This window comes from Streptomyces sp. RB17 (genome assembly GCF_009604455.1).
In the GTDB taxonomy this organism is placed as follows: Bacteria; Actinomycetota; Actinomycetes; order Streptomycetales; family Streptomycetaceae; genus Streptomyces.
Map to the genome: position 1 here is coordinate 334170 of NZ_WEGL01000009.1, position 11477 is coordinate 345646.

The 11477-nt window shown below is 71.3% G+C and carries 12 protein-coding genes; all 12 read left to right on the forward strand.

Annotated elements, in window-relative coordinates:
• The first annotated feature begins 171 nt into the window (after positions 1-171).
• Entirely contained in the window at positions 172-840 is a 669-nt protein-coding gene (pgsA, locus tag SRB17_RS35415; protein ID WP_153544639.1) for a phosphatidylinositol phosphate synthase, read from the forward strand.
• Complete coding sequence (locus tag SRB17_RS35420) at positions 837-1745, forward strand: phosphatidylinositol mannoside acyltransferase (protein WP_323376784.1); 909 nt, start codon at positions 837-839, stop codon at positions 1743-1745. The genes pgsA and SRB17_RS35420 overlap by 4 nt, the downstream gene beginning before the upstream one ends.
• The gene (locus SRB17_RS35425) at positions 1742-2905 is read left to right on the forward strand and encodes a glycosyltransferase family 4 protein (protein WP_323376785.1); all 1164 of its coding nucleotides are present in this window, start codon (positions 1742-1744) and stop codon (positions 2903-2905) included. Before SRB17_RS35420 ends, SRB17_RS35425 begins: the two co-directional genes overlap by 4 nt.
• A gap of 530 nt (positions 2906-3435) precedes the next feature.
• Positions 3436-3978, forward strand: a complete 543-nt coding sequence (locus tag SRB17_RS35430) for a hypothetical protein (RefSeq protein ID WP_323376786.1) — start codon at positions 3436-3438, stop codon at positions 3976-3978.
• Positions 3979-4103: 125 nt separating this feature from the next.
• On the forward strand, positions 4104-5009 hold the full coding sequence (pdxS, locus tag SRB17_RS35435) for a pyridoxal 5'-phosphate synthase lyase subunit PdxS (protein ID WP_069781943.1): 906 nt from the start codon (positions 4104-4106) through the stop codon (positions 5007-5009).
• A 38-nt stretch (positions 5010-5047) separates the two neighbouring features.
• Positions 5048-5644, forward strand: a complete 597-nt coding sequence (gene pdxT, locus SRB17_RS35440; RefSeq protein ID WP_153544645.1) for a pyridoxal 5'-phosphate synthase glutaminase subunit PdxT — start codon at positions 5048-5050, stop codon at positions 5642-5644.
• Positions 5645-5704: 60 nt separating this feature from the next.
• Positions 5705-6457: a YebC/PmpR family DNA-binding transcriptional regulator gene (locus SRB17_RS35445; protein WP_153544647.1), complete on the forward strand. Its 753-nt coding sequence runs from the start codon at positions 5705-5707 to the stop codon at positions 6455-6457.
• 125 nt (positions 6458-6582) lie between these two features.
• Complete coding sequence (ruvC, locus tag SRB17_RS35450; RefSeq protein ID WP_323376788.1) at positions 6583-7122, forward strand: crossover junction endodeoxyribonuclease RuvC; 540 nt, start codon at positions 6583-6585, stop codon at positions 7120-7122.
• Entirely contained in the window at positions 7119-7724 is a 606-nt protein-coding gene (ruvA, locus tag SRB17_RS35455; protein WP_153544649.1) for a Holliday junction branch migration protein RuvA, read from the forward strand. The genes ruvC and ruvA overlap by 4 nt, the downstream gene beginning before the upstream one ends.
• A 25-nt stretch (positions 7725-7749) precedes the next feature.
• Positions 7750-8832, forward strand: coding sequence for a Holliday junction branch migration DNA helicase RuvB (gene ruvB / locus SRB17_RS35460; RefSeq protein ID WP_153544651.1), 1083 nt, complete (start codon positions 7750-7752; stop codon positions 8830-8832).
• Between the two features lie 189 nt (positions 8833-9021).
• Positions 9022-9525 (forward strand): preprotein translocase subunit YajC, encoded by a 504-nt coding sequence (gene yajC, locus SRB17_RS35465; protein WP_323376789.1) that lies wholly within the window; start codon positions 9022-9024, stop codon positions 9523-9525.
• Positions 9526-9669: 144 nt separating this feature from the next.
• Positions 9670-11475, forward strand: coding sequence for a protein translocase subunit SecD (gene secD, locus SRB17_RS35470; protein WP_323376862.1), 1806 nt, complete (start codon positions 9670-9672; stop codon positions 11473-11475).
• Positions 11476-11477: the final 2 nt, after the last annotated feature.

Genomic DNA, 11477 nt, shown 5'->3' on the forward strand with positions numbered 1-11477 from the left:
GAACGACAGCCACGGCCGCCGATCGCGCCGCGCGCGCCCCGCGCACGGCGGCGCACACCGGTCCGCGCGACGGGCCGCGGGTGCCCGCCCGCCGCGCGCACGCGCGCGTGGCTACGATGGGCCAGCCGGAGGCCACCAGGGGCCGCGGCGACACCGACCGTCGGGAAGGCCATGCTGAACAAGTACGCGCGTGCATTCTTCACGCGTGTCCTCACGCCGTTCGCCGCGTTTCTCATCCGCCGGGGCGTGAGCCCCGACACGGTCACGCTCATCGGCACGGCCGGGGTGGTCGCGGGCGCGCTGGTCTTCTATCCCCGGGGCGAGTTCTTCTGGGGCACGGTCGTGATCACCCTGTTCGTCTTCTCCGATCTGGTCGACGGCAACATGGCCCGCCAGCTGGGCCGCTCCAGCCGCTGGGGCGCCTTCCTGGACTCCACCCTCGACCGGGTCGCCGACGGCGCGATCTTCGGTGGCTTCGCGCTCTGGTACGCGGGCGACGGGAACAACAACGTGCTGTGCGCCGTCTCGATCTTCTGCCTGGCCAGCGGCCAGGTGGTGTCGTACACCAAGGCGCGCGGCGAGTCGATCGGACTGCCGGTCGCCGTCAACGGGCTCGTCGAACGCGCTGAGCGCCTGGTCATCTCGCTGGTCGCGGCCGGTTTCGCGGGCCTGCACAAATTCGGTGTGCCGGGCATCCAGTGGTTGCTGCCGATCGCCCTGTGGATCGTCGCCGTCGGCAGCCTCGTCACGCTGATCCAGCGGGTCGTCACCGTCCGCCGGGAGTCCGCCGAGGCCGAGGCCGCCGCGGCCCGGCAGAGCCCCAGCGAGGCCGCGCAGTGAGCGCCGCGGAACGGCTCACCGACGGGCTGTACGGGCTCGGCTGGAGCACCGTCAAGAAGCTCCCCGAACCCGTCGCGGTCCGGCTCGGGCAGACCATCGCCGACCTCGCCTGGAAGCGGCGCGGCAAGGGCGTGCAGCGCCTGGAGTCGAACTACGCGCGCGTGCTGCCCGACGCCGGGCCGGAGCGCCTCGCCGAGCTCTCGCGCGCGGGCATGCGCTCGTACCTGCGCTACTGGATGGAGTCCTTCCGGCTGCCCGCCTGGAGCGCCGAGCGGGTGAAGGCGGGCTTCGACCCGAAGGACATACATTTCCTGACCGACGCTCTGGCCTCGGGCAAGGGCGTGATCCTCGCCCTGCCGCACCTGGCCAACTGGGACCTGGCCGGCGCCTGGGTGACCACCAAGCTGGAGACGCCGTTCACGACGGTTGCCGAGCGGCTCAAGCCCGAGACCCTTTACGACCGCTTCGTCGCCTACCGCGAGGGCCTCGGCATGGAGGTCCTGCCGCACAGCGGCGGCTCCGCCTTCGGCACCCTGGCCCGCAGGCTGCGCGACGGCGGCCTGGTCTGCCTGGTCGCCGACCGTGACCTGTCCGCCTCCGGCGTCGAGGTCGACTTCTTCGGCGAGAAGGCCCGGATGCCCGCGGGCCCGGCCCTGCTCGCCCAGCAGACCGGCGCGCTGCTGCTCCCGGTCACGCTCTGGTACGACGACTCGCCCGTGATGCAGGGACAGGTCCATCCCCCGGTCGAGGTACCCGAGTCAGGTACGCGGGCCGAGAAGACGTCTGTCATGACACAGGCGCTGGCCGACGCCTACGCCACCGGGATCGCCGACCATCCGGAGGACTGGCACATGCTGCAGCGGCTGTGGCTCGCCGACCTCGACCCCGCGAAGGGACCCTCGTGAGAATCGGGATCGTCTGCCCGTACTCCTGGGACGTGCCCGGTGGTGTCCAGTTCCACATCCGCGACCTCGCCGAGTACTTCCTCCGCCTCGGCCACGACGTCTCCGTGCTCGCCCCGGCCGACGACGACACCCCGCTGCCGCCGTACGTCGTCTCGGCCGGCCGCGCGGTCCCGGTGCCGTACAACGGCTCGGTGGCCCGCCTCAACTTCGGCTTCCTGTCGGCCGCGCGGGTGCGGCGCTGGCTGCACGAGGGTGCCTTCGACGTGGTCCACATCCACGAGCCGACCTCGCCCTCGCTGGGCCTGCTGACCTGCTGGGCGGCCTCCGGTCCGATCGTGGCCACCTTCCACACCTCCAACCCGCGCTCGCGCGCGATGATCGCCGCGTACGCCATCCTCCAGGCGGCCCTGGAGAAGATCAGCGCCCGGATCGCGGTCAGCGAGTACGCCCGCCGGACGCTGGTCGAGCACCTCGGCGGGGACGCGGTGGTCATCCCCAACGGCGTCGACGTGGACTTCTTCGCCAAGGCCGAGCCGAAGCCAAAGTGGCAGGGCGACACCATCGGCTTCGTCGGCCGCATCGACGAGCCCCGCAAGGGCCTGCCGGTCCTGATGAAGGCCCTGCCGGAGATCCTGGCCGCCCGCCCGCAGACCCGCCTCCTGGTCGCGGGGCGCGGCGACGCGGAGGCGGCGGTGGCGGACCTCCCGAAGGAGCTGCACGCGCGCGTGGAGTTCCTCGGCATGATCAGCGACGAGGACAAGGCGCGCTTCCTGCGCAGCGTCGACCTGTACGTCGCGCCCAACACCGGCGGCGAGAGCTTCGGCATCATCCTGGTCGAGGCGATGTCGGCGGGCGCGCCCGTGCTCGCCTCCGACCTGGACGCCTTCGTGCAGGTCCTCGACCAGGGCGAGGCCGGCGAGGTCTTCGCCAACGAGGACGCCGACGCGCTCGCCGAGGCTGCCCTACGCCTCCTGGCGGACCCGGACCGCCGCACCGAGCTGCGCGAACGCGGCAGCGCCCATGTGCGGCGCTTCGACTGGTCCACGGTCGGCGCCGACATCCTGTCCGTCTACGAGACGGTGACGGCCGGCGCGGCAGCGGTCGCGGCGGACGAGCGCACGACAGGACTCAGGGCACGCTTCGGCCTGGCCCGGGACTGAGGCCGCGGCCCACGGGTCTGGCCGGCCGGGGACCGAGGCTGTGCGGTCCTGGGCCGACTCGGGACGGCGGCTGTGCGCGGTTCGCTCCGCCTTTCAGGGCGGGAGGACAACCGGCGTGTGTTCGGGCCGGGGCGGCGTTGTGGGCATGGGGGGCGGCCGGGGCCGAGCGCGCGGTTCGCGCCCGGTCCGGGACGGCTGTGGGCACGGGCCGGCGGGCTGGTACCGGTCGGATGCGCCACACGACGGCCCCACGCCCGGCGCCCATCCCCTGAGCCTGCGAGTCGCAGGACAACCGGATGCTCCGCAGGACCCGAGTGCCGGTTCCCCATGGCCCGGCGCCCCCGCGTCACTCCGCACGGAGGTGAGTCTCAGCCCGGGCCGGTCCGATGCGGCGGAAGTTTCAGTCGCCTACCCGGTCCGAACCATCCACAGCACCTTCGGGGCGGGCCGGCCGAGTTGCCCGAAGGGCGGCCGGAACCGGTGTGGGACAGCCAGGAGGGGCCGGTTCCCGCAGCCGATAGCCTTCCGGCGTGACCGCAACCCTCATCTGGATCCTTGTCGCACTCGTCGCGATCGGCGTGTACCTGAGCTGGACGGCCGGGCGGCTGGACCGGCTGCACGTGCGGATGGACGCCGCGCGGGCCGCGCTCGACGCGCAGCTGCTGCGGCGCGCCTCCGTCGCGCAGGAACTGGCCACCTCGGGCGTGCTGGACCCGGCCGCCTCGATCGTGCTGTACGAGGCCGCGCACGCCGCCCGGCAGGCCGAGGAGGAGCAGCGGGAGGTCGCCGAGAGCGAGCTGAGCCAGGCGCTGCGCGCGGTCTTCGAGGACCCGGCCCAGGTGGAGGCCGTACGCGAGGCCCCAGGAGGGGAGGAGGCGGCCCGTGAGCTGGCGGAGGCGGTGCGCCGGGTACCGATGGCCCGCCGCTTCCACAACGACGCCGTAGGAGCCGCCCGCAGGCTCCGCGAGCACCGCAAGGTCCGCTGGTTCCGGCTGGCGGGCCACGCCCCGTTCCCGCTGGCCGTCGAGATGGACGACGAGCCTCCCGCGGCCCTCGTGGAGCGGGCTTCCTGAACCCCGGGGGAACCGTCCCTGGACGAAAAGGATCCACCGGCTTGCCATTGGCCCTTGCTGTGGCCTGGTCCACTCGCGTTTCCTCGATGCTGCAGAGAAACCCTTTCACTTCAGTGAGGTCACCCGTGTCCACCATCGAGAACCAGGCTCCCGAGACCGGCACCGCCCGCGTGAAGCGCGGTATGGCCGAGCAGCTCAAGGGCGGCGTGATCATGGACGTCGTCACGCCGGAGCAGGCGAAGATCGCCGAGGACGCGGGCGCCGTCGCCGTCATGGCCCTGGAGCGGGTCCCGGCCGACATCCGCAAGGACGGCGGCGTGGCCCGTATGTCCGACCCGGACATGATCGAGGGCATCATCGACGCCGTCTCGATCCCGGTCATGGCCAAGTCCCGCATCGGCCACTTCGTCGAGGCCCAGGTCCTGCAGTCCCTCGGCGTCGACTACATCGACGAGTCCGAGGTCCTCACCCCGGCCGACGAGGTCAACCACTCCGACAAGTGGGCCTTCACCACCCCGTTCGTGTGTGGCGCCACCAACCTGGGCGAGGCCCTGCGCCGCATCGCCGAGGGTGCCGCGATGATCCGCTCCAAGGGCGAGGCCGGCACCGGCAACGTCGTCGAGGCCGTCCGCCACCTGCGCCAGATCAAGAACGAGATCGCCAAGCTGCGCGGCTTCGACAACCACGAGCTGTACGCCGCCGCCAAGGAGCTGCGCGCCCCGTACGAGCTGGTCAAGGAGGTCGCCGAGCTGGGCAAGCTCCCGGTCGTCCTCTTCTCCGCCGGCGGCGTCGCCACCCCGGCCGACGCGGCCCTGATGCGTCAGCTCGGTGCCGAGGGCGTGTTCGTCGGCTCCGGCATCTTCAAGTCCGGCGACCCGGCCAAGCGCGCCGCCGCCATCGTGAAGGCCACCACCTTCTACGACGACCCGAAGATCATCGCGGACGCGTCCCGCAACCTCGGCGAGGCCATGGTCGGCATCAACTGCGACACCCTCCCCGAGACCGAGCGCTACGCGAACCGCGGCTGGTAATCCACCCCGGCACACCTCCAGAGGACTGCACGAAGAACATGACTGACGCACCCGTCATAGGCGTCCTGGCCCTCCAGGGCGACGTACGGGAGCACCTCATCGCCCTGGCCGCGGCCGACGCCGTGGCCAGGCCGGTGCGGCGCCCCGAGGAACTCGCCGAGGTCGACGGCCTCGTCCTGCCCGGCGGCGAGTCCACCACCATCTCCAAGCTGGCCGTCCTCTTCGGCGTGATGGAGCCCCTCCGCGCGCGCGTGGCCGAGGGCATGCCCGTCTACGGCACCTGCGCCGGCATGATCATGCTCGCCGACAAGATCCTCGACCCGCGCTCGGGCCAGGAGACCATCGGCGGCATCGACATGATCGTGCGCCGCAACGCCTTCGGCCGGCAGAACGAGTCCTTCGAGGCCGCGGTCGACGTCAAGGGCGTCACGGGCGATCCTGTGGAGGGCGTCTTCATCCGCGCCCCCTGGGTGGAGTCCGTGGGCGCCCGGGCCGAGGTGCTCGCCGAGCACGAGGGCCACATCGTCGCCGTCCGCCAGGGCAACGCGCTCGCCACGTCGTTCCATCCGGAACTGACCGGCGACCACCGCGTGCACTCCCTGTTCGTCGACATGGTGCGCGCCGACCGAGCGTGAGAGTCCTTGTAGGATCTCTGACGTTCGTACAGAGATTGGTTACGCGAAGGAGACAGGCAGATGTCCGGCCACTCTAAATGGGCCACGACGAAGCACAAGAAGGCCGTGATCGATGCCAAGCGCGGCAAGCTCTTCGCGAAGCTGATCAAGAACATCGAGGTCGCGGCGCGGATGGGCGGTGTCGACCTCGACGGCAACCCGACCCTCTACGACGCCGTCCAGAAGGCCAAGAAGCAGTCGGTCCCGAACAAGAACATCGACTCCGCAATCAAGCGCGGCGGTGGTCTCGAGGCCGGCGGCGCCGACTACGAGACGATCATGTACGAGGGCTACGGTCCGAACGGCGTCGCGGTGCTCATCGAGTGCCTCACCGACAACCGCAACCGCGCCGCCTCCGACGTCCGTGTCGCCATGACCCGCAACGGCGGCTCCATGGCCGACCCGGGCTCGGTGTCGTACCTGTTCAACCGCAAGGGCGTCGTCATCGTCCCCAAGGGTGAGCTGACCGAGGACGACGTGCTCGGCGCCGTCCTGGACGCCGGTGCCGAGGAAGTCAACGACCTCGGCGAGAACTTCGAGGTCATCAGCGAGGCCACCGACCTGGTCGCGGTCCGCACCGCCCTTCAGCAGGCGGGCATCGACTACGAGTCCGCCGAGGCCAACTTCGTCCCGACCATGCAGGTCGAGCTGGACGAGGAGGGTGCCAAGAAGATCTTCAAGCTCATCGACGCCCTCGAGGACAGCGACGACGTGCAGAACGTCTTCGCCAACTTCGACGTGAGCGACGAGATCATGGAGAAGGTCGACGCGTAACGCTCCGCGGGTCAGCGGATTTCCGGCGGGCCGGTGGGACACGTCCCACCGGCCCGCCGTCATTGTCAGTGGCACCCGATAGCCTGCACAAACACGTGATCGAGGCGATCGGAGGGAGGGGCCCCGTGCGCGTACTGGGGGTGGACCCCGGGCTGACCCGGTGCGGTGTCGGCGTCGTCGAAGGCGTCGCGGGCCGCCCGCTCACCATGCTCGGCGTCGGTGTCGTACGCACGCCTGCGGACGCCGACCTCAGCCACCGTCTCCTCGCCGTCGAGCAGGGCATAGAGCAGTGGCTGGACGAGCACCGGCCCGAGTTCGTCGCCGTCGAGCGCGTCTTCAGCCAGCACAACGTGCGCACGGTGATGGGCACCGCCCAGGCCAGCGCCGTCGCCATGCTGTGCGCCGCCCGGCGCGGCATCCCCGTCGCGCTGCACACCCCGAGCGAGGTCAAGGCGGCCGTCACCGGCTCCGGACGCGCCGACAAGGCGCAGGTCGGCGCCATGGTCACCCGGCTGCTCCGGCTCTCCGCGCCGCCGAAGCCGGCCGACGCCGCCGACGCCCTCGCGCTCGCCATCTGCCACATCTGGCGCGCCCCCGCCCAGAACCGGCTCCAGCAGGCGGTCGCCCGCCACACAGTCCATGCAACGAAAGGCCGTACGGCATGATCGCCTTCGTCAGCGGCACGGTCGCCGCGCTCGCCCCCGACGCCGCGGTCGTCGAGGTCGGCGGCGTCGGCATGGCCGTCCAGTGCACGCCGAACACGCTGTCCACGCTCCGCATGGGCCGGCCTGCCAAGCTGCACACCTCGCTCGTCGTCCGCGAGGACTCGCTGACCCTGTACGGCTTCGCCGACGACGACGAGCGCCAGGTCTTCGAGCTGCTGCAGACCGCGAGCGGCGTCGGTCCGCGCCTGGCCCAGGCCATGCTCGCCGTGCATACCCCGGACGCGCTGCGCAGAGCCGTCGCCACCGGCGACGAGAAGGCACTCACCGCCGTCCCCGGCATCGGCAAGAAGGGCGCACAGAAGCTGCTGCTGGATCTGAAGGACCGGCTCGGCGAGCCCCTCGGCGCCCCTGCGGTCGGCGCCCCGGTCACCCAGGGCTGGCGCGACCAGCTGCACGCGGCCCTCATCGGCCTCGGCTACGCCACCCGCGAGGCGGACGAGGCCGTGGCCGCGGTGGCGCCCCAGGCCGAGGCCGCAGGCGGCACCCCGCAGGTCGGGCAGCTGCTGAAGGCCGCCCTGCAGACCCTGAACCGCGCCCGCTGACCCCCGAGCCGAAGGCACACTTCACATGAACTGGGACGACACGACCGACACGCCCGCCTCCGAGCGGCTCGTCGGTGCGTCCGCCGACCGGGAGGACCAGGCCGTCGAGGCCGCGCTGCGTCCCAAGGACCTCGGCGAGTTCATCGGCCAGGAGAAGGTCCGCGAACAGCTCGACCTCGTCCTGCGGGCCGCACGCGCGCGCGGCGCAACCGCCGACCATGTGCTGCTCTCCGGCGCGCCCGGCCTCGGCAAGACCACCCTGTCGATGATCATCGCTGCCGAGATGGGCGCCCCCATCCGCATCACCTCGGGTCCCGCCATCCAACACGCCGGCGACCTCGCCGCGATCCTCTCCTCCCTCCAGGAGGGCGAGGTCCTGTTCCTCGACGAGATCCACCGCATGTCCCGGCCCGCCGAGGAGATGCTGTACATGGCGATGGAGGACTTCCGCGTCGACGTCATCGTCGGCAAGGGCCCCGGCGCCACCGCCATCCCGCTCGAGCTGCCGCCGTTCACCCTGGTCGGCGCCACCACGCGCGCGGGCCTGCTGCCGCCCCCGCTGCGCGACCGCTTCGGCTTCACCGCGCACATGGAGTTCTACGAGCCCCGCGAGCTGGAGCGGGTCGTGCACCGCTCGGCGCATCTGCTGGACGTCGAGATCGAGCCGGACGGCGCCGCCGAGATCGCCGGCCGCTCCCGGGGCACGCCTCGCATCGCCAATCGCCTGCTGCGCCGCGTCCGCGACTATGCGCAGGTCAAGGCGGACGGCGTGATCACCCGTGACATCGCCGCGGCCGCCCTCGCCGTCTACGAGGTCGACGCGCGCGGCCTCGACCGTCTCGACCGCGCGGTCCTGGACGCCCTGCTGAAACTCTTCGGCGGCGGTCCGGTCGGCCTGTCCACGCTCGCCGTCGCGGTGGGGGAGGAGCGGGAGACCGTCGAGGAGGTCGCCGAACCGTTCCTCGTCCGGGAGGGACTGCTCGCCCGCACCCCGCGCGGCCGGGTCGCCACGCCGGCCGCCTGGGCGCATCTCGGCCTGACCCCGCCCCGCTCGGCGAGCGGCGGAGCGACCGGGGGAAACGGACAACAGGACCTGTTCGGGACCTGACGGCGCGATGATGTATGCGGGACGGCGCAGACATTGGCCCGGGCAGGAACTCAGGTGCGATGCTGAGCGTTGTTCCATGCACGCGGACTCGCTTAGACTCCGCCGATGCCGCCCTTGCGGGCGGTGCCGACATACACCCCCATCAACAGGCCGCTCTCCGTCGCGGTCGCGCGAAGGAAACCCCGTCCCGTGAATGCCTTTACCCTTCTCCCCTTCATCGTGCTCATCGCGGCCATGTTCCTGATGACGCGCTCTGCCAAGAAGAAGCAGCAGCAGGCCGCCAGTATGCGGAACGAGCTGCAGCCCGGCTCCGGTGTCCGCACGATCGGGGGAATGTACGCGACGGTCAAGGAGGTCAACGAGGACACCGTCCTCCTCGACGCCGGCCCGGGCGTCGAGCTCCTCTTCGCCAAGAACGCGATCGGCGCCGTCCTCACCGACGACGAGTACAACCGCATCGTCCACGGCATCGAGCACGACCTGAAGTCCGACGCGGACATCGTCCCGGACGACGCCTCCTCCCTCACCGAGACCGACGACTCCGACTCGCCCGCTGCCGCCGCCTCCGACGACAAGGCCGTCGACCTCGGTAAGAAGGACGCCGACGAGGACAGCACCGACACGGCCGAGGCCGTCGCGGCCGAGGCGGACGACAAGCCGAAGAAGACCGACGGCGACTCCGACGCGAAGTAGTCACGCCCCGGTGGTGCACTGCGCGGCATGATCCCGCCCCGCGCACCACCGGGCGCGTCTGTTTCCCGCACGGAACAGCCCGACACCATGTCATGGCCGACCGCGCCCACCGGCGTGGAGCGGCCCGAGAGGGAGTACGAGAAGGTGGCAGCACCTAAGAGGGGCCGGAGCGCGAGCGCCCAGAGCAAGCCAGGGCGCTCGCTGGCCCTCATCCTGATCGCCATCGTGGCGCTCACCGGAGGCATGTTCCTGTCCGGGAACAAGACTCCGCGTCTCGGCATCGACCTCGCCGGTGGCACGAGCATCACGCTCAAGGCGAAGGCCGACCAGGGGTCCGCGGTCAACAAGGCCAACATGGACACCGCGGTCGACATCATGAACCGCCGTGTCAACGGTCTCGGCGTCTCCGAGGCGGAGGTGCAGACCCAGGGGAACGACAACATCATCGTCAACATCCCCAAGGGCACCAACTCCAAGGAAGCCCAGCAGCAGGTCGGCACCACCGCCAAGCTGTACTTCCGCCCGGTCCTGGCCAGCGAGCCCAGCGGCGGCGCCACGCAGAGCCCGTCGCCGAGCGCGACCCCCAGCGGCAGCTCCTCGCCGAAGCCGAGCGGGAGCGCGAGCCCCTCCGCCTCTTCCTCCTCCCAGGAGAAGGCGTCCTCGTCCTCCACCGCGTCCCCCACGGCCTCGGCGACCTCCCAGGGCCGTGCCGTCACCGACGCGCTGAAGGCAGGCTCCACCCCCACGCCGAGCACGTCCGCCTCCGGCAGCTCCAAGCCGTCGGGCACCCCCTCGGCAACCCCGTCGGCCTCCTCCAGCGCCGGCACCGCCGCCGCCAAGCTCCAGGCCCAGTACGCCGCCCTGGACTGCACCAAGCCCGCCGAGCGGGCCAAGGTGGGCGGCGCCGCCAAGCCGGGCGAGCCCACGGTGGCCTGCGGCCAGATCAGGAAGGTCTGGTACAAGTACGTGCTCGGCCCGGCCGCCGTCGACGGCACCGAGGTGAAGAAGGCGCAGGCCGTCTTCGACACCCAGGGCGCCTCCGGCTGGCAGGTCCAGATGACCTTCAGCTCCAGCGGCGCCAAGAAGTTCGCCGACATCACCGGCGAGCTGGCGAAGAACCAGTCCCCGCAGAACGAGTTCGGCATCGTCCTGGACGGCGAGGTCGTCTCCAGCCCGTACGTGCAGCAGGCCATCACCGGCGGCCAGGCGGAGATCTCCGGCAGCTTCACCCAGCAGGACGCCCAGAGCCTCGCGAACATGCTGTCGTACGGCGCCCTGCCGCTGTCCTTCCAGGAGCAGTCCGTCACCACCGTCACCGCCGCGCTCGGCGGTGAGCAACTGCACGCCGGTCTGCTCGCCGGCGCGATCGGCCTCGCCCTGGTCGTGATCTACCTGGTCGCCTACTACCGCGGCCTGTCGCTCGTCGCCATGGCCTCGCTGGTGGTGTCCGCGATCCTCACCTACGTGATCATGTCGCTGCTCGGCCCGGCCATCGGCTTCGCGCTGAACCTGCCGGCCGTCTGCGGTGCCATCGTCGCCATCGGTATCACCGCGGACTCGTTCATCGTGTACTTCGAACGCATCCGGGACGAGATCCGCGAGGGCCGCTCGCTGCGCCCCGCCGTCGAGCGTGCCTGGCCGCGTGCCCGGCGCACCGTCCTCGTCTCCGACTTCGTGTCGTTCCTGGCCGCCGCGGTCCTGTTCATCGTGACCGTCGGCAAGGTCCAGGGCTTCGCGTTCACGCTGGGCCTGACCACCCTGCTCGACGTGGTCGTCGTCTTCCTGTTCACCAAGCCGCTGATGACCCTCCTCGCCCGCCGCAGGTTCTTCGCGAGCGGCCACAAGTGGTCCGGTCTCGACCCGAAGAGCCTGGGTGCCAAGCCGCCGCTGCGCCGTACCCGCCGTCCCGCCGGCCCCGCCGCCGGCTCTGTCGACCCGAAGGAGGCCTGAGC